17 protein-coding genes are annotated in these 19,675 nt (G+C 33.9%); 8 read left to right on the top strand and 9 right to left on the bottom strand.

The genetic code is table 11. The features are described 5' to 3' along the window. Positions 1–372: 372 nt before the first annotated feature. The 5 genes from AC1DY0_RS05460 to AC1DY0_RS05440 all read right to left on the bottom strand — a co-directional run bounded on the left by AC1DY0_RS05460 (position 373) and on the right by AC1DY0_RS05440 (position 4,495). Positions 373–1,218 carry a HEPN domain-containing protein gene (locus AC1DY0_RS05460; RefSeq protein ID WP_477187642.1) on the bottom strand — a complete coding sequence of 282 codons (846 nt, stop codon included), beginning with the start codon at positions 1,216–1,218 and terminating at the stop codon, positions 373–375. Positions 1,219–1,226: 8 nt separating this feature from the next. Further along, positions 1,227–2,423, bottom strand: coding sequence for a GmrSD restriction endonuclease domain-containing protein (locus tag AC1DY0_RS05455; protein WP_477187641.1), 1,197 nt, complete (start codon positions 2,421–2,423; stop codon positions 1,227–1,229). Positions 2,424–2,698: 275 nt separating this feature from the next. Further along, positions 2,699–3,106, bottom strand: a complete 408-nt coding sequence (locus tag AC1DY0_RS05450; protein ID WP_477187640.1) for a hypothetical protein — start codon at positions 3,104–3,106, stop codon at positions 2,699–2,701. Positions 3,107–3,292: 186 nt separating this feature from the next. After that, entirely contained in the window at positions 3,293–3,655 is a 363-nt protein-coding gene (locus AC1DY0_RS05445) for a hypothetical protein (protein WP_477187639.1), read from the bottom strand. 342 nt (positions 3,656–3,997) lie between these two features. Next, positions 3,998–4,495, bottom strand: coding sequence for a hypothetical protein (locus tag AC1DY0_RS05440; RefSeq protein ID WP_477187638.1), 498 nt, complete (start codon positions 4,493–4,495; stop codon positions 3,998–4,000). A 496-nt stretch (positions 4,496–4,991) separates the two neighbouring features. On the opposite strand from AC1DY0_RS05440, the gene trhA reads away from it, so the two are divergent. Next, on the top strand, positions 4,992–5,624 hold the full coding sequence (gene trhA, locus AC1DY0_RS05435) for a PAQR family membrane homeostasis protein TrhA (RefSeq protein ID WP_477187637.1): 633 nt from the start codon (positions 4,992–4,994) through the stop codon (positions 5,622–5,624). 220 nt (positions 5,625–5,844) lie between these two features. Further along, the gene (locus AC1DY0_RS05430) at positions 5,845–7,254 is read left to right on the top strand and encodes a C40 family peptidase (RefSeq protein ID WP_477187636.1); all 1,410 of its coding nucleotides are present in this window, start codon (positions 5,845–5,847) and stop codon (positions 7,252–7,254) included. Positions 7,255–7,343: 89 nt separating this feature from the next. On the opposite strand, the gene AC1DY0_RS05425 is transcribed toward AC1DY0_RS05430, so the two are convergent. Next, complete coding sequence (locus AC1DY0_RS05425) at positions 7,344–8,540, bottom strand: TIGR03118 family protein (protein WP_477187635.1); 1,197 nt, start codon at positions 8,538–8,540, stop codon at positions 7,344–7,346. 601 nt (positions 8,541–9,141) lie between these two features. Between AC1DY0_RS05425 and AC1DY0_RS05420 the strand changes: the two genes are divergently transcribed. Then, on the top strand, positions 9,142–10,551 hold the full coding sequence (locus AC1DY0_RS05420) for an APC family permease (protein WP_477187634.1): 1,410 nt from the start codon (positions 9,142–9,144) through the stop codon (positions 10,549–10,551). A 182-nt stretch (positions 10,552–10,733) separates the two neighbouring features. Here the strand turns inward: AC1DY0_RS05420 and ald are convergent, their stop codons facing one another. Then, positions 10,734–11,858 (bottom strand): alanine dehydrogenase, encoded by a 1,125-nt coding sequence (gene ald, locus AC1DY0_RS05415; RefSeq protein WP_477187633.1) that lies wholly within the window; start codon positions 11,856–11,858, stop codon positions 10,734–10,736. Between the two features lie 212 nt (positions 11,859–12,070). Here ald and AC1DY0_RS05410 point away from each other — a divergent pair, with 212 nt between their 5' ends. Next, positions 12,071–12,529: an Lrp/AsnC family transcriptional regulator gene (locus AC1DY0_RS05410; RefSeq protein WP_077370209.1), complete on the top strand. Its 459-nt coding sequence runs from the start codon at positions 12,071–12,073 to the stop codon at positions 12,527–12,529. A 278-nt stretch (positions 12,530–12,807) separates the two neighbouring features. On the opposite strand, the gene AC1DY0_RS05405 is transcribed toward AC1DY0_RS05410, so the two are convergent. Both AC1DY0_RS05405 and AC1DY0_RS05400 read right to left on the bottom strand, forming a co-directional pair. Further along, complete coding sequence (locus tag AC1DY0_RS05405) at positions 12,808–14,256, bottom strand: glyceraldehyde-3-phosphate dehydrogenase (protein ID WP_077370208.1); 1,449 nt, start codon at positions 14,254–14,256, stop codon at positions 12,808–12,810. 155 nt (positions 14,257–14,411) lie between these two features. Next, positions 14,412–15,812: a trypsin-like peptidase domain-containing protein gene (locus tag AC1DY0_RS05400; RefSeq protein WP_477187632.1), complete on the bottom strand. Its 1,401-nt coding sequence runs from the start codon at positions 15,810–15,812 to the stop codon at positions 14,412–14,414. A 139-nt stretch (positions 15,813–15,951) separates the two neighbouring features. On the opposite strand from AC1DY0_RS05400, the gene dapF reads away from it, so the two are divergent. The 4 genes from dapF (at position 15,952) to AC1DY0_RS05380 (ending at position 19,649) form a co-directional block, all read left to right on the top strand. After that, a complete protein-coding gene (dapF, locus tag AC1DY0_RS05395; protein WP_477187631.1) occupies positions 15,952–16,734 on the top strand; it encodes a diaminopimelate epimerase in 783 nt (260 codons plus the stop codon). 85 nt (positions 16,735–16,819) lie between these two features. Then, a complete protein-coding gene (locus AC1DY0_RS05390) occupies positions 16,820–17,374 on the top strand; it encodes a GNAT family N-acetyltransferase (protein WP_477187630.1) in 555 nt (184 codons plus the stop codon). A gap of 16 nt (positions 17,375–17,390) precedes the next feature. Further along, on the top strand, positions 17,391–18,431 hold the full coding sequence (gene mltG / locus AC1DY0_RS05385) for an endolytic transglycosylase MltG (protein ID WP_477187629.1): 1,041 nt from the start codon (positions 17,391–17,393) through the stop codon (positions 18,429–18,431). A 582-nt stretch (positions 18,432–19,013) separates the two neighbouring features. Next, positions 19,014–19,649 carry a peptidoglycan-binding protein LysM gene (locus AC1DY0_RS05380; protein WP_477187628.1) on the top strand — a complete coding sequence of 212 codons (636 nt, stop codon included), beginning with the start codon at positions 19,014–19,016 and terminating at the stop codon, positions 19,647–19,649. Positions 19,650–19,675: the final 26 nt, after the last annotated feature.

The raw sequence follows: 19,675 nt of genomic DNA, 5'->3' as shown, positions 1-19,675 counted from the left end.
CGTATCCTTGTTTTTTTCTAAGATATAAAAGGAGCTTCCTCTGGTCGCTCTTTTATGTCAAGAAAAAATTCAAGGCTGCTTCACAAGGCTTTCCATTCCCATCAGGGCTAGGGCATTCGTTTTCATAATGATATTTTTGTTTTGTTTGGCTTACGTCAGTCTGTGGAAAACCTAAAAAGAGGCATCGATAGGCACTTATAGCGGATTTGCAATCCGTGCCGACAACGTATATCAAAATAAATGTGAATTGTATTTATATATGATTTTTATTGTGGCTTATTGTGGCGGGCACGGATTGCAAATCCGCGCTATCGGGTTTGCCTAAACTTCACAAATACAAGACCATTTTTCCATTAAGACGATTGCCCGAATCTATTGTAGCAAGTGTTGGCTGCTGGCTTTTTCATCTTCTTTTCCTTTTTTTTCTTGACCAATTGCTACTATTGATGTTTCATAAACAGATCCTATTTCACAAATAAGTTTACCAAGCACCTCAAAATACTCAATATGCTTCATTACAGTTTTTGTATCTGGCCATTGGAAACTTCCTGATGGGTGTGCAACTTTATTTCGAATGTCCATAAAATCATTTAAAAATTTGGTTGCATCTTTTTGTGTTTTAGCAGCATCAGCTGTTTCAAAATAAGTTTGAAGTTTTGCTTGTTGTCCTAATTTTACCCAAATTTCTTTAGCACCAATTCTATTAAATAAATCTGTAAGTATTTGAGGGCGCATATTCTCGCTAGTAATCGACAGACATTTTGTGTTAATGTCAGTAATCTCTATCCCATTTACATTGTTTGAAAGATTAGTAATAAAAGTTTTTACACCATTATCACTGTGTCCGTATTTTGCGGGGGATTTAATAACTTCAGATGTTAACGAAATTAGATTTTCTTTAAATTCTTTTGGTAAATAATCAAATTTTTTAGATTTCAAAGCTATTGACATTGATAATTCTTCAAACAAAGTTTTAATGAAATATTCAAATCTACCTCCTAAATAAAGAACAATGGTTCCTGGAATAAAAACCATTCCAAAATTTGCGTCTCGAGAATTTAAATGAACACTTTCGGCTAATTGTAAATACTTGTTTTCAGGTATTTCAATTTTTGGTTCATTATTTTGTGCTGAAAAACTTTTAATACTATCAGCTAAGTTAAGTACTGCCTTAAGATGGTCGATATCTTTGCAAAAGTCTTGATATATATGTTCCATTTTAAGTCTTATTTCATTAAAATTCTTTTCGCCTCATCAATTCTAAGTCTAATGGCTTCAATTGAATTTCCTTTTCCTAGAAGTATGTCATAAGTCTCTGGAATAGATAAACTTTCTATGAGTTTGCTGTTAATATTTTCTTTAGTGTCAATTTGTTCTTTAGTAAGTAAACTATAAGCAACCATAAGTGCGTCATACAAGGCTCTACTTGGTTTATTTATATTTGGCAAAACGAATGGTCTTGAATCAAAAAGTAAAAATAGGTCGGAAAGCGTATTATTAAATAATTCTTTGCTTTTTTCTACAGCATCTTTGCTATCGTCTTTATGTTTTTTCATAGATTTATCAAGCAATGATTTGAGGCTTCCTTTTAATTTTTCAACAATAGTTTCTCGAATAGCAAAAAACCTAAGAACTAGTTCACAGTCAGCCATTGTTTTGTATAAAGCATTATTTATCAAAGCTTTTGGTGGATCGATTTCCTCATTACTTGTTTTTTGAGGAATATTCCAAATTGATGTAAATAAATCTGTTCTGGAAATTAAAAATAACATATTATTGAAATGGCCGTCATATAATGCATTTCGGAGTTCTTGTGGATTCAATTGAACCCCACCAGTATTTAGCCTATTAAACAAAACCATTCTAACATCAATTTCTGAATCTTCTGGCCTTGTAGTTTCTGCTAATAAAACAGTTGCAGAAATTGTTCTTCTTAATAAGCCTCTTTGAATTATTATAGGAAGTTCTTTAAATCTTTTTCCATTTAGTTCTTTCCAAAAAGTAAGATTTCTCAAAGGGAATAGATTGTCAAGATAATCCTTTAATGCTTCTAATCTTTGTCGCCCATCAACTACTTCATACTGACCATATTCGATTTCAAATAAAAATATTGGTGGAACTGGTATATTTAATAAAAGCGATTCAATAAGTAAAGAACGTTTTTTAATATCCCAACGACTACGTCTTTGATATTGAGGTTCTAAATCGATAGAACTTCCTAAAGATGATTTTAAGTAGTCAATTGAATAATCAAGATTTGTCCTTACAATTCTTAATTGTGTATTTGTATATTTAGAAGAAATATCTTCCTCCTTTGGTTGTTGTATAAGAACCGATTCTAATTGTTCATCTAACTCATCAGTTTCTTCTTCACTAAACCACTCTTCAATTTCTTTTTCGTCAATTTCGTTATTGTCGTCCATATTCAATATTTATTTCAATTTATTTTAAATTCTATTATGGTAAGCTTACAGCCAACGTTCTCGCGCTACAAGCAGTTTGGGATTAAATCAGCGTTATCTTTCGGATTTGCCAAATCTTCCAAATACAAACCAATTTTTCCATTAAGCCAAATCCCCAAATTGCTTGTAGCGTGTGTTGGGAGAGGTTTGTTTTTATTTAATCAGTTTACTTTTTAGGTTTATACTTTTCAAGCTTCAATTCTCAAGTTTGTTTCGGCTGTTGTGCGATATTTTTTTTAATTTCCATTAAAATCAATTTTCCAATCTCGATCTTCTAATTCTTGAAAAGAGTATTTTTTGACTATAGTACTTTTTGATGATTCATTTTTTAAATCACTTACAGAGTCATAAAAAATTAGTATTATATTCTTTTCATTAGGTTCTTTTTCAAGTGGAAGTGATTCTCCACCTGTAAACATTATTCTAGTATTTCCATTAGCTTTTAGTCTATAGAATTCTTCATTCATCGTTTCCATACAGCTTACAATATATCTTTCATTATCTTCTATTCCATAGACTATTAAAAATCTATCCTTATCTGTTTTGTTTGTTACATCTAAATAATTATAATCATATTTACAACAACTGATTAATATTAATGGAATTAATAAAACTAAATGTTTTATATAGATTATTTTTTTCATTATAGTGAATATTTACAAATCGAATTATTTTTTGGTTTTACGCTTTTTCGGTCAAATCTCTCCCAACTAGTATATATGTGTGACACTGTCACACATATTCACCTAAAAGTGAGTGTATAAATGTGATATAATACACACTTTTTATAAAACCAAATATAGTTGATTTTCTCACAATTCCAATTCGTTTTATTTTTTAATCAACTCCCTCATAGTCTCCATCTGGATTTCCATTTTTTGTATGATTGCCTCTTTCTCAGCCAGTTCTTCTTTTAGGGCTTTTTCACGAATGGTTTCAAAACGATAAGGAAGGTATTCGCCCAACTGAGCGATAAAATTGTGTTTCAAAGCCAAGCTTAGTTTCCATAAAACAGCAAACTGCAGCGTATCTCTTTTGCAATAGGCTGTCAGTCCTTTGGGGCGTATGTTCAGTGCTCTGGCTACATCTGCTTTGGTTACAAGTTGCTGTGAAATGTGGTAATTAATAAAATTCCCCACCTGCGGGTACTGATCGCCCCTGTCGAGGCTGTGTTTTTTATTGTTGTCTGTCATAATAGTCTTTTTTTAAATAGTTTATACCCAATAAAAGTGATCAAACCACCCCATTATGCACCCCTATACTACCTAAAAACAGTACCAATACTGCTATTTAAAGGGTGTATGGGTACTATAAAGTAGGGGTGTTGCTCCATTAAAAGAGGGGCTATACTCCCTAAAGGAGGGAGGTTTGACCCTTATTTGTAGGGGGTTAAGGGTGTTTTTATGGGTGTACTAGTAACCAAAAGCACCCCTATTAGTACTAGAAAACAAGCCGTATAGGTCGTTTTTTGATTCACTATTTCGGTAAAAAAAGCCCCATAGCATAATGGGGCCAGTTTAGCATTGCAACGGTTGTTATTGCACGGGTACAGGAGGTGCTGTATTAGTTCCTGTACTGCTATTGCTTGGGAAACGTTTTTTGAGTTGATCGACTATGCTGTCGGCGCCCTGAACTCCGGCATCGGCTGCCGACCCAAAGGATTTGTACAGCGCCAGCGCCACACTGTAGGCCTCGCTTCCTGTGAGCATTTTGGTGTCTTCAATGCGCTCACAAAGCTGGTTTGCCAATCCCGAGATTTCATCCAGTTGCGTAAAAAGTGTTAAATCGCTTTGCATAGTCGCCACCGAAAGATAGGAAGGAACAAGCGTTGGATTGTTTACCGCCGCATTAATGGCGTCTTCGGTAAACGCCTTGTTGCTGACATCAATAGTGATTAATGATTTTCTCTCATCGGCAGTTAAACCCACCAAAAAAGGAAGATTGGTTAGAATAGTTTGGAAAGCGGCTTTGACTGCCGTTACCTGTACTGCCGTAGCAGTAGCGTTTACGCGATTGTTAAGCAAATTTGACATAAATAGTTTTTTATTGGTTATTGTAATAATAGATTACAAAATCAAAACTAAACTATTCTTACTTTTTTACATAGTGTTTTTCTTTCATTATTTGTGTATTTTGTTAAATATATAGGTAAAGTACTATTTTGGTAGTTTTGAATAGTAAGTTTTTTATTGCGGAAGTGGTTTATGGAGGTGGTGCGAGAAATACCGAGAAATATAAAAAATTAATCGCAAAGGATTACCATAGAAAATTTCCGCAATATTGTCATCCCGAGGAACGAGGGATCTCCATAAGTGGCTCGACAAGCCTATTATAATTGCATTTTTTTTAATTAGGATTGCTTTACTAGTTGGAATAACCAAGATCGTGGAAGTGGATTGCGGAGATCTCTCCTCTGTCGAGATGACAATATTGGGGAACAGAATTTTAAAAGCTTATGCCTCGGAATGGTTGAAATTAAATGATGAAATCGTATCTTTAATGAAATAAAAATTATTAAATCAGACTGTAATGGAAGTAAGAATACAAACGCGCAACGAAGAATTAGCCAATGGAATTTCACATGCTCTTGGTGTGCTTTTTTGTTTAATCGGAATGCCGTTCCTTCTTATGAAATCAAGCGGACAGCACAATTTAATAACTGAATCATCCGTTATTATATTTGGAATAGGGATGCTGTTGGTTTATTCATTTTCATCTTTGTATCATTTGGCACAAAAAGAGAAAACGAAACAGTTGCTTAAAATTGCAGATCACATCAGTATTTACTATCTAATTGCCGGAACCTACTCACCATTGATGGTTATTTATTTGAATAAAGAAACTGCTTTGATTTTTTTGGGAATAATGTGGTCAATAGTTTTGTTGGGGACTTTTTTTAAGGTTTTTTATGTCGATCGTTTTAAGTTTCTTTCTGTTTTGTTCTATTTATTGATGGGCTGGATGATCGTTTTTGTGATAAAGCCTTTGTGGGGAGTTATTCCTTTGTCGATTTTTTTGTGGATACTTGCTGGGGGATTGAGTTATACTGTAGGCGTTTATTTTTATGTAAAAGGACATAAAAATTACTTTCATACTGTTTGGCATTTTTTTGTGCTTTTTGGGACGATATTCCATTTTATAGCCATTTTTAAAAGTTTGTAAGAGGTTGAGATATTAGAAAAAAATAACATTAGCGCTTGAAAAGTAGATGATTATAACTTTTTTGTAAATTTTAGTAATCCTTTAACTGTTGAATCTACTTAAAAACTTATATTTGTAAATCTTCAAAAAAAATGATTTTTGAGGCATAAAATACAGCAAAATTCAATAATTCACCTCAAAAATGGCTGTATTGTTAAAAATGAGGAAAAAATAATAAAGGATGAAGTATTTTAGATTAATTGTTATAGCACTTTTTTTATGCAGTATTAATGTTTTTTCGCAAGATAATAACATCAAGCACACCATAGTAAAAGGCGAAACAATTTCTAGTATTGCCCAAAAATATAATGTTTCTATTACTTCTATTTACAAGCTAAATCCTAAAGCTAAAAAAACCTTACAACTTAATCAGGTTTTATTAATTCCAAATTCTGAATCTAAAAAAACGAATGATTTAGTAGTTATTGATTCTGAAAAAGCAACAGAAATTAATCATCAAGTATTACCGAAAGAAACACTGTACGGTATTACCAAACAATTCAAAACTACTACAGAACTACTTTATAAAGCGAATCCTCAATTAGAAGCAGAAGGTTTAAAAGTAGGTCAGACGATTGTCATTCCATCGAGTTTGACAAAAAAAGAAATAGCAAGTTTATCAAATTCAAAAACGCAAGAGATAGTTGAGGAGGTAGAATCAACAAGTCCTTTAACGCATCAAGTGAAGCCCAAAGAATCTTTATATGTTATTGCAAAGATGTATGGTGTTTCGTTAAAAGAATTACAAAATGCCAATCCAAAAATTGGAAAAAAAGGATTGAGCATAGGACAGGCAATCGTAATTCCAAGTAACGGTAAGATGCCCGAAAATGAAGTTGTCGTTGAAGAGAAAAAAATAGAAGTAAAAGAAGTTCCAGTTGCAGAAAGTAAAGTGTCTGTTCCTGCTGAAAACGTAACTAAAGAGAAAGAAGTAAAAACAGATTCTCAAATTCAGACATCAGAAATTTTTCATGAGGTTTTGCCAAAAGAAACTAAATATGGAATAGCCAAGAAATACGGAATTACTGTAGCTGATTTAGAAAAGCAAAACCCGGCTATTCAACAAAAATTATTAGTTGGTTCAAAGTTGAGTATTCAAGTTCCTAACGATAAAATTGAAAAAATCAATAAAAAGGAAGTTGTCGTATCACAAACGGAAACAACAATTAAGGATACAATAAATGCAACAGTAAATATTCCGAATGCAGATTTGATAGATCAAATTATACAGTTAGCATCAGATAAAATTGGGACTAGATATAGAAGTGGTGGAACAACAGCTGCTGGATTCGATTGTTCTGGTTTTATGTATTCGACTTTTGGCGCTTTTGATATCAAATTACCTAGATCCTCAATTGAGCAATCCTCAATTGGTGAAAAAATTAATGATGAAAATGCTCAGAAAGGAGATTTGATTTTCTTTAAAACCAATGGAAGAAGTCATATCAATCACGTGGGGATGGTTATTGAAGTGGCTGAAGATGAAATTAAATTCATCCATTCTTCGACACATTCGGGAGTGATTATTTCCTCTACAAAGGAGCCTTATTACCAACGTAATTTTGCACAAGTAAATCGAGTTATTAAATAATATCTTTTTTGAATACAAAAAAAACTCCTAAGTAAAATTAGGAGTTTTGTGTTTTTTGATAATAAATTTCTAAGCATCAAGACTTTGACTTACTTACTGTCTTTTTTGCTTTCTGCCGTAATATATCCGTATAATCCATGCTCTTCGCCATCCGGTCCAGCTGTGAAATAAAGTCTGTTGAGATAGTCTTTATAAGCAGCATTTTCTTGAGGTGGATAGGAAATTTGCCATAATCCTTCAATTTCCAAAGGAGAGCCATTGCTTTGGAGTTGACCAAGAAACTTTCCATTACCGGCATAGGCATTGATGCGGCCGTCTCCAAAGTTCCCAATTAGGATTGTTTCTTGTGCAGGTGGCGTAACTGGTGCCAATTCAAATTCGGAAATATATTTCATTTGTTCAATTCCCCAAGGAGAATTAAGGGCTCCTTCCGAAGCAAATCGTTGTTTAAGTTGACCGCTTAAATTGAAGACATTTACATAACCATGACCTGGACCGGCTTCATCATCTTCATTGTCCGGTGCTAGTTGTTTGGCATAGGTTACAAATAGTCGGTTTCCGATTCTTTTGATGTTAAATGGTGCATAGCCCATTGGGATTTCGGGATCTGTAAACATATTGTTTCCCACGAAATTAAAATTTTGGTCAAACATATCCACTTTTCCATTGTGGAAATCAGTGGCGTATAGAAACCATTTTCCATCGTTGTTTACCAGTTCAAGGCCTTTATATACGGCTCCTTCAGCGGATCTGTCGGCAACTGTTGTGGTTGCTGGATCACCTGCGCCCCATGCGGCTACAGTTCCATTTTCCGTAACAAAAATAAAACGGCTAACTTTTCCTGACCCAGAAATAACAAATGAGGTGGTTGAATTGAAAACTTGACCAGTGGGATTGCCTAATCCGGTTCCAAACGTTACAGGAACTGGAGCACGAAGAATGGCTCCGTTTTGATTATAAATAGTTGAAACACCAGTTTCTGTAGCCGAAATCCATACAGGTGCTCCTGAACTGAATGCAAATCCCCAGGCATTGACGAGATTTGGGTCAAGGACTTTAGCCTTGTATTCTGCTACATCTGATACTAGATTTACTTGGGTAAAATTGGTGCTGGTTTTGAATTTTTTCCCCGTAACATTTGTGCTCATTTCGGAATCCGTATTGGACTCATAATTCTCGCATCCTGAAAATGCTAGAAACAAAAAAAATGTAATCAAGGTAGCGTAAATTCGGTTTTTGGAATTTATACCTACTTTGATATTGCTTTTGGATGTTTTGTTTTCCATGTCATTATTTTTTAGATGTTTATAAATGGTTTTTGATACTCATCCTATTAATGAAAGATTTTTATTTTGGAGTATACCTTTTATAAAGCATTAGTGCATGGAATCGAATTATATTTCATTACAAGGAGTATGATTTTTCTCTTTTATCAATCTGTTACTTAAGGAATGATTAAAGAACTGTAATAATTAGGATGTGATTTTCTTTTGTTTTTACCAAGCTTGATTTGGGGTTTTTTCAAGCATTTCTTTTTTTTGTCTTCTGTAATTTTCAGGACATCATTTAGTAAGATGTCAAATTTCAAGTTGAGATTTTTGGGCTCAGAACAATTTTTATTTTGGTTTGTTGTGAATTTTTCAACATATAAATGTACAAAATAATTTTAATTATTAAATATTAATCACCTTGTTTTTAAGTGATTACAGTCTATTTGTTATTGTTTTTAAATTTTGTATTTTCTTATGTCAGAATTGTTTTATTTGAGAAATATTTCGTTTTTCAAGAGGGGTGTTATTGTCTTTTAGGTGTCATCTTTTTTCTTAAGATTAGTCAATTTATAAAAAAAGTATATCTTTAGCCAACCAAAAAATTAAACCAATAAAAATGGAAGAAAACAAACCAGGAGAATTTAAAAGAGAGCTCGGATTACTAGACGGAACAATGCTTGTTGTGGGGTCGATGATAGGATCGGGGATATTTATTGTAAGCGCCGATATTGCCCGACAAGTTGGGTCAGCGGGTTGGTTAATGTTAATATGGCTTATTTCGGGCTTAATTACAATGGTAGCAGCCGTGAGTTATGGGGAATTGAGTGCTATGTTTCCTAATGCCGGAGGACAATATGTTTATCTTAAAGAAGCTTATAATAAGCTAATTGCCTTCTTATATGGCTGGAGTTTCTTTGCTGTAATACAAACTGGGACTATTGCTGCTGTTGGTGTAGGATTCTCCAAATTTGCAGCGTATTTATATCCGCCTTTGAGTGATGAAAATGTTTTGTATGAATTGGGGGCTTTTAAATTGAATGCAGCTCAAATCGTTTCTATAATCACGATTGTTTTATTGACTTATATTAATAGCCGTGGTGTGAAGAATAGTAAAATTCTTCAAACTGTTTTGACTATAATTAAAATTTTATCACTGTTTGGATTGATTGTTTTTGGATTTGTATTGGCTGCCAAAGCAGATATTTGGAATGCCAACTGGTCTAATGCCTGGAGTTCAAGAGCTTTTGATACTGAAAACGGTTCTTGGATGCCTATTGGTGGGACTGCTTTGTTGACAGGGATTTCAGCAGCAATGGTAGGGTCTTTGTTCTCAAGTGACGCTTGGGTTGGGGTTACTTTTATAGCTGGAGAAATCAAAAATCCAAAACGCAATGTAGGATTGAGTTTGTTTTTAGGAACATTTATTGTAACGATTATCTATTCATTGACCAACTTGATGTATCTAGCAGTTGTTCCTTTTCAGGAAATTGCAACAGCAAAGTCTGATCGTGTTGCAGTGGTTGCTTCCCAATATACTTTTGGTGACATGGGAACAATTATCATTGCCTTGATGATTATGATTTCGACTTTTGCCTGTAACAATGGATTGATTATGGCGGGTGCGAGAGTGTATTACACAATGGCAAAAGATGGTTTGTTTTTGAAAAAAGCAGGAGAGATAAATAAAGCAGGTGTGCCAGAATGGGCTTTGTGGGTTCAGTGTATTTGGGCATCTGCATTGTGTTTGACTGGGAAGTATGGTGATTTGTTGGACTTTGTAATCATCATCGTTTTGATTTTTTACATACTTACCATTTATGGAATTTTTATTCTTAGAAAGAAAATGCCAGATGTGGAAAGACCATACAAAGCTTTTGGGTATCCATTTCTTCCTTTGTTATATATTATTGTGGCGATTTCAATTTGTATTGGATTATTGCTGACTAAGTTCTCTACTTGTGGATGGGGTGTTTTGATTATGCTAACTGGTATTCCAGTTTATTATTTGACCAAGCCGAAGGAGTAAAAACTAATGTGATTTTATTATAAAAAAGAAATCCGCTTCAATTCATGAAGCGGATTTTTTTTTTGAGAATGATTTTATTTGATACTAATATGTCTTGTCTACAATTGTGTTCTTGATTAAAACAGAAAACCCGTTTTGATAACAAAACGGGTTTTTCTAGTGTAGTAAGCACTTATTTAATATTAGCAAACAGCGTTTTCTAATACTAACTCTTCATTAAAAGGAAGGTTCCAAGCTTCGGCTACTCCTTTGTAAAGGATTTTTCCGTTAGCGATGTTTAATCCTTTTTTTAATTCTTCGTTATCAGCACAAGCTTTTTGCCATCCTTTGTTTGCCAATTGTACAGCGTAAGGTAATGTAGCATTTGTAAGCGCCAAAGTTGAAGTATAAGGAACTGCACCTGGCATATTAGCCACACAGTAATGTACGATGTCGTCAATGATGAAAGTTGGATCTTCGTGAGTTGTAGGCGTACAAGTTTCGATGCAACCTCCTTGGTCAACTGCAACGTCAACAAGAACTGTTCCTGGACGCATTAATTTTAGCATATCACGAGTAATTAAGTGAGGTGCTTTTGCTCCTGGGATTAATACAGCACCAATAATTAAATCAGTATCTAAAATTGCTTTTCTGATATTGTAGTTGTTTGACATTTGAGTCATAACATTGGCAGGCATAATGTCGTCTAATTGACGTAAACGAGGCAAGCTCACATCCATGATAGTTACTTGAGCTCCTAAACCAGCAGCCATTTTTGCAGCTTGAGTTCCCACGATTCCACCACCAAGTACTAATACTTTAGCAGGAGGAACACCTGGAACACCACCTAGAAGAATTCCTCTTCCTTTTAATGGTTTTTCTAAGTATTTTGCACCTTCTTGAATAGACATACGACCTGCTACTTCAGACATTGGAACTAATAATGGTAAGCTACGGTCTGTTTTTTCAACAGTTTCGTATGCCAAGCAGATAGCTTGACGCTCAATCATTGCATGAGTTAATGGCTCAGATGATGCAAAGTGAAAGTATGTGAAAAGTAATTGATCTTTTTTAATAAGTGGGTATTCTGAAGCGATTGGCTCTTTTACTTTGATAATCATTTCGGCAATACCGTATACCTCTTCAATAGTAGGTAAGATTACAGCTCCGGCTGCAGCATATTCTTCATCAGCAAAACCGCTTCCTTCACCTGCAGTTGCTTGAACATAAACACTATGACCGTTATTTTTCATCTCAGCAACACCTGCTGGAGTTAGAGCAACACGATTTTCGTTATTCTTAATTTCTTTTGGTACACCGATTATCATAACTGTTGTATTTAGTGATTGATTTAAAATTCAATTACAAATTTAGCAGATAAAGAAAATTTTTGTTCATTGTAAATGTAAATAGGAAAATATTATTTTTATTTAGTAATTTAGCATGAAATATTTCTTTTTTTGATGCTTTTTTTATTTCGAAAAAGAAAATTAATCGGATTATTTTGTTATAAATTAATTTTCTTAAACCTCTTTTTGTTATGATTTTAGATGAAAACGACAGAAAAATATTGCGCCTCCTGCAGGAAGATGCCCATTTGACATTAAAAGACATTTCAAATCGTATAAATCTCTCGCTGACTCCGGTTCATGATCGAGTGAAACGTCTTGAAAAAGAGGGTATTATAGAGCGATATGTTTCTATTTTGAACAAGAAAAAACTAGGTAAAAACCTGACTGTTTACTGTCAAGTGACCTTAGTGAAACAAACTTTTGATATTTCGGATAGTTTTAATCAAGCGATATTGAATTTGCCTGAAGTGGTGGAGTGTAATTTTGTTTCGGGAAGTTTTGATTATATGCTCAAAATTGTATTGCCCGATATGGAAAGTTACCATCATTTTCATCAAATGAAATTGTCTATTTTACCTGAGGTATCTTTGATAAATAGTTTTTTTATTATTTCGGAAGTGAAGAGTACGACGGTTTTGCCGATTTAGATTTTACGAGTTATACATATCTAAAAATTAACCGCAAAGTACACAAAGAATACCGCAAAGTTCGCAAAGCTTTGTGTGCATAGTGTTTCCTTTGTGAACTTTGTGGTTAAAATGTTTTTAAGTATTTTGCTCGATAAATTTTTTCGAACTGAAAATAAAAAATCCGCCTTGTTCTAAAACTTGGCGGATTTCTGTTGAATTCAGGCTGGGGCACATTTATTATCTAAAAAACTAAAATTAAAACTAAAAGAGCGATACCCAACCTGTAAATCTAAATGCTAGTAGTACGTAAAACGTCTTACTTTGGCAATATATTTGGCTAGTCTTATTACTTGGTGACTGTAACCGTATTCATTGTCGTACCAAATGTAAAGCACTATGTTTTTCCCGTCTTTGGAAACGATAGTAGCATTGCTGTCATAAATTGAAGGCGCTGAAGTTCCAACGATATCTGAAGAAACTAATTCGTTATTCAATGAATATTTGATTTGTTCTACCAATTCGCCTTCAAGTGCGTACTTTTTCATAATACTATTGATGGCTTCAACCGAAGTTTCTTTGTTTACTTCAAGATTCAATACAACCAAAGAACCATTTGGAACTGGTACACGAATGGCATTTGAAGTTAATTTACCTTCAAGAGATGGTAATGCTTTGGCAACTGCAGTTCCGGCACCAGTTTCGGTGATGACCATATTGAGTGCTGCGGCTCTACCACGACGGTATTTATTGTGCATATTGTCAACCAAATTTTGGTCGTTTGTATATGCGTGAATTGTTTCTAGGTGACCTTTTACAACTCCCAAAGTGTCTTCAATCGCTTTAAGGATTGGAGTAATTGCATTAGTGGTGCATGAAGCAGCCGAGAAAATGTCGATTTCGTCTGGGTTGTATTCATTTTGATTAACACCGTGAACAATATTTGGAACTCCTTTTCCTGGAGCAGTAAGTAATACTTTATCAACTCCTTTTGAAACTAAATGGCGACTCAATGCTTCTTTGGTTGTGAAAGCACCTGTATTGTCAATCACTAAGGCATTGTCAATTCCGTATTTAGTATAGTCAATTTCCTCTGGAGTGTTTGCTGTGATGATATGAACGGTAGTACCGTTGATGATTAAGGCATTGTTTTTAGTATCGGCAACAACAGAACCTTGGAAATCTCCGTGAATGGAATCGTAACGTAATAATGAAGCTCTTTTTTCTAGGCTTGTAGCATCGTTTTTGTCTCTCGTAACGATTGCTCTCAAACGCATTTGCTCTCCTTTTCCTGTTTTGGACATTAGCTCTCGTGCCAATAAACGGCCAATACGGCCAAAACCATAAAGAATTACATCTTTGGGTTGGATTTCTTCAGAGAATTTAGCTTCTTTTAATTTGTCTAAAACAAAATGTCTTGCATCTGGATATTTTTCATCTTCTAGACGGTACTCGTAAGTAAGTTTCCCAATATCCAATTTTGATGGTGGTAAATCCAAAGTAAGAATTACATTGGCAATTTCAACTGAATCTGAAACTGAAATCGGTTTGCCTACAAATTTACCTGCATATTCATGTAAGTTGATAATTTCACTTACGTTTCTATCTATTAATTGATTGCGGAACAAAACCAATTCGATTGATTTGTCATACCATAAATCACTAATAATTTTAATTAATTCTACTCCTGAACGTCTTCTGTCGGCTTGAAACGAAACCTCTTTTTCGTATAAATCCATGTTATTCATGTTGAAAATTTGTATTGTTAATTAATGCAGTTTTTTAAAATTTGGTGCAAAAGTACTTATTTCAATCGATTTCGTAACTTTTTTTAAAACTTTTTTGGAATAAAAAAAACCGACTTGAAAATACAAGTCGGCTTTAAATTTATCGTTTTAACTTTTTAGATAATGATTCTCATGACCTCACCGTTTTTATTTATCATTTCGATACGGATACTTTGTTTTTCGTCTTTATTATTTAAAAGTTTAGAAACAGCTTCTACGTTTGTTGCTTTGACATTATCAATGCTCAAAATGATATTTCCGACTAGTTCATCAGAATATTGTGCTAAGTTTTCATTGTTAATGGATTTGATTTTTACACCATAATCCAATTTGAATTTCTTTTTGTCGGCAGCATCAATGTTCTCCAATTCGATTCCTTTGAATTCGGTATTGAAGTTTTCGTTTTTGCTCAATACGACAGGAACAATCATATTTTTTCCATCTCTAATGATTGTTACTTGTACTTTGTCATTAGGTCTTTTGGTATTTACATAACCAGAAAGATCTGCAAAAGTAGAAATGTCTTGATTGTCTAACTTGATGATAATATCTCCTTTTTGCAATTTAGCTTTTTCGGCACCAGAGTTTTTGGACACTTTGTTAATGTAAAAACCTTGGGTTTGAGAAATACCTAATTCTTTAGACGCAGTTCCGTTTAATTCGCCGCCTTCAACTCCCAGAATTCCTCTTTGTACATTTCCAAATTCCATTATGTCCTCAATTATTTTTCGGGCATTATTGGAAGGAATAGCAAAAGAATAACCTACATAAGAACCCGTCATTGATGAAATCATAGTGTTGATTCCTATTAATTCTCCGCGTGTGTTTACAAGTGCTCCACCACTGTTTCCTGGGTTTACCGCAGCATCAGTTTGTATGAATGACTGAATTCCTCTAGCGTCCAGATTTCTTGCTTTGGCCGAAACAATTCCTGCAGTTACGGTTGATGTCAGGTTGTATGGGTTACCTACTGCCAGTACCCATTCGCCCACTTTAACAGAATCGGAATTGGCAAATGTGGAATAAGGTAGTTTTTCATCGGCATCAATTTTTAGCAAAGCAATGTCCATTTTAGAATCGGTTCCAATGAGTTTTGCCTTGTACGTTTTTTTGTTGTTCAATGTGATTTCAATGTCTGTAGCGTCTTTTATTACGTGATTGTTGGTTACAATATAACCATCTTCAGAAATGATTACACCTGATCCAGTTCCAACTTGCTCTTGCTGTTGTTGTCCCCCATATCCGTAAAAGTATTCCATGATGGGATTAGAAATTGTTCTCACCGATACGTTTTTTACGTGCACTACAGTATGAACTGTTTTTTCTGCAGCAACTGTAAAATCGATGTTTTCTGCAGCTAGACCAACTGTTCTTCCGTAGGATTCAGGAGCAAGTGTTGTAATTCCATGTTTGTTGGACGAAAAATAACCATTGTTGTCAAATAACAATTTGTATGCGCCAAGGGTCGTTGCGCCACTCAACAAGGATACCAAGAATAATTTTGAAATTTGTTTCATTTTGCTTTTCGTTTTTATTAGTTATTTAATTACGAATTTAGCAGATTTTTTTTTTCGAACAATATGGTTTAACGCTCTTTAACAATGATTAACAATTCATTAATAGTTTGTACTTTTGTGTGATAAAATGGAAATAAAAATGCAATTAGAATTTTATAAATACCAAGGTGCTGGAAACGATTTTGTTATGATTGACAATCGTTCTGGATTTTTTCCAAAAGATAATACACAGCTGGTTGCTCATTTGTGTGACAGACGTTTTGGGATAGGTGGAGATGGACTTATTTTGTTGGAAAATGACTCGGATACTGATTTTAAAATGGTTTATTATAATTCAGATGGAAATCAAAGTTCGATGTGTGGTAATGGAGGACGTTGTTTGGTGGCTTTCGCCAAAGACTTAGAAGTGATTGAAGATAAAACTACATTTATTGCTACAGATGGTTTGCATCATGCGTCATTTGAAGATAATGGATTAGTCTCTTTACAGATGATTGATGTTCCGACTATTGCTATTAAAAATGACCACTCTTTTTTGAATACAGGTTCCCCACATCATGTTCAAATGGTGGAGGATTTAGAGCATTACAATATAAAAGAAGAAGGTGCTGCGATTCGTTATGGCGAATTATACGGCGCAGCAGGAAGCAACATTAATTTTGTAAAAAAAATTGATGATACTACTTTTAAGCTTCGTACCTATGAAAGAGGTGTTGAAGACGAGACTTTGGCTTGCGGAACTGGAGCTACAGCAGTTGCAATTGCTATGAATGCGACAGGACAAACAAATGCCACAGTTATTAATGTTAATGTCGAAGGGGGAAAACTAGTCGTTTCCTTCGATAAAGGTCAAAATGGTTTTACAAATGTTTTCCTTAAAGGTCCTGCTGAATTTGTGTTTAAAGGGACAATTGAAGTTTAGTGTTTAAACTTTCGAAAAATCAAATTCATTTCTAAATAGTAAAGAAATAAAAGTAAAGCTTTGGCTTGCTTTTTAACAAAAATAAATGAAAACATTAAAAGGCGATAATATTTATATTCGTGCACTTGAACCCAACGATTTGGAGTTTATTTATTGCATAGAAAATGACCAGAGTATCTGGGAAGTGAGCAACACGCATACGCCTTATAGTCGATTTTTGGTGAAGCAGTATTTGGAAAATGCCCATCAGGATATATATGAAGCCAAGCAACTGCGACTGGCAATTTGTCAAGATGAAGATTTTCCGGCTTTGGGATTGATTGATTTGTTTGATTTTGATCCAAAGAACAATAGAGCAGGTGTTGGGATTGTGATACAGGCGTCAGCCAATAGAAATCAGAATATTGGCTCGGAAGCATTGGACTTATTGATTCAGTATGCTTTTTATAATCTTAACTTACATCAATTATATGCAAATATTGGATGTGAAAATAAGGCTAGTATTGCTCTTTTTACTAAATTTGGTTTCCAAAAAATAGGCATAAAGAAAGATTGGACTTTGGTAAATGGAGTTTACAAAGACGAAGCAATTTTTCAATTAATTAATAATCACACGAGCGACAGCGAACTGGCGCAGTAATTTAAATTTTTTTATTTTGAATCTAAAAAAAATAGTATCATTAGTATCTGTTGCATTAATTTCAATATTAATCGTTTATGGATTTGTTTTGATGTATCAAATTTTTAGTGGTAACACAAAATTTGCAGATAAAGAGTTGTACGTATACGTACCAACAGGATCCGATTATGAGCAAGTAAAGCATATTTTGGAACCTTATGTCAAAGATATAAGCCGGTTTGAAATGGTAGCTGGAAAAACGAGTTATCCAGAAAATGTAAAAGCAGGTCGTTTTTTGCTAAAGAATGGTATGAATAGCTACGAGTTGGTCAAAGCGATGAAATTTAATGATCCCGTAAGTTTGGCTTTTAATAATCAAGAGCGTCTTGAAAATTTTGCGGGTAGAGTTGGTTCCCAAATCGAGCCGGATAGTCTTGAATTATTAAATACCTTTAAAGATTCTATCTTTTTGAAAGAAAACGGATTTACGGAAGAGAATGTTTTGGTTATGTTTATTCCCAATACATATGATATTTACTGGAATACTTCGGCAGAGAAGTTTCGTGATAAAATGATTAAGGAATACAATAAATTTTGGAACAAAGAGCGTACGGCCAAAGCTGCTGCGCAAGGTCTGACTCCAATTCAAGCTACTATTTTGGCTTCTATAGTACATAAGGAATCTGTTAAGAAAGACGAGCGTCCAAGAATTGCAGGTGTTTATTTGAATAGAATGAGACTTGAAATGCCATTACAGGCCGATCCAACCGTAATTTTTGCGATTAAAAAGAAGTCTAATGATTTTAATCAAGTAATCAAAAGAGTTTTTTACAATGATTTGTTTTTGAATAGTCCTTATAACACTTACAAGAACATCGGGCTTCCTCCTGGACCAATCGCCATGCCTGATATTACGGCTCTAGAAGCTGTTTTAAATCCTGAAAAAAACAATTATATCTATTTCTGTGCCAGTGTAGATCGTTTTGGATATCATGAATTTGCGGCTACTTTGGCAGAACATAATGTAAATGCCAAAAAATATTCAGATTGGATTATTAGTCAGGGAGTGGAACGATAGTTTTTTTTATTATCGTAATATTTTAAGGAAAGCTTCAAAATTGTTTAAGAACAGTTTTGAAGTTTTTTTTTGCCTTAACCTTTTTCTTGTAAAATTGAATTTTATCTAAAATGATGTTCTGAAAAATGAGATTGCATGAGGGATGGAAATGACATCTCCCGATTTAGAAAAACAAGGCTATTTTAGCCGTAGTTTTTCTAAATCGGGAATATAATGGACAGCCCGACCCTTGTGGTCATGTCCAAAAAATCAATATATTACTTAATAATTCTTATGTTTTTATTTCAAACGTTATCGTAAAATGAAGAATTTGTAATCATTTCAGTGTTATTTTGCTTTTTCTAGACGTTTTTTCTTTTTTTAAACAAGAATAAGCTTATGTTTTGATACTGAATAAGTTGTGTTTTTTCAATTATTTCGTTTTATTTTCAAAACTCGAACGTCCGCACAACTAGTTACTTATGGGCGATAAATTTAAAAAGTTGATAAGTTTAAAGCCTTGATTTTCAGCTTTATTTTTAAAGTCGTATCTTTGAGCATAGAAATTTCATAACGGGACAGCGTTTTGAAGAAAACCCAAATATGATAAAAAAATGGTATTTTTACACAAGTTTGATTGTTGTAGTAGCTTTTTTAAGCTTAGGTTTTAAACCCTCCAAATTAGAATCTACCCCATGGTTTCTAATTAACGAAACAGATGATACATCCTACTTACTACCATCATTAAATGTGAGCGATTATACCAATTCTGAGATTCCCTATACTGGAACTTTCTTTATTGGATATAAAGAAGCAATCGGCTTCAAAGAATCACAAGGAAAATACAGAAAAATTAATTCTCTCGGTTATTTAGGAAAATACCAATTTGGTATTGAAACTTTAAAAACTATTGGGGTTCACAATTCCGACGCATTCTTAAACAGCCCCAGAATGCAAGAAAAAGCTTTTATTGCCCTTTTGTCAAAAAACAAATGGGAACTAAGAAGAGTCATTGAAAGGTATGATGGAACTGTTTTGAACGGAATCCGAATTACTGAATCAGGGATTTTGGCAGCGGCACATCTTGCTGGTGTGGGATCTGTTAAAAAGTATTTCAGATATAAAGGGAAACGTTTTATTAAAGACGTTTACGGAACTTCGTTAAGAAGTTATCTGAGAAAATTTGGTGGTTACGATACTTCCTTTATTGTTCCTGACAGTACTGCAAAAGTGATTTAAATTGTATTAAACCTTGAATTTTTATT

The sequence above is a fragment of the Flavobacterium sp. P1_E4 genome (assembly GCF_056405915.1).
This window is presented reverse-complemented; position numbering and strand designations above follow the sequence as displayed.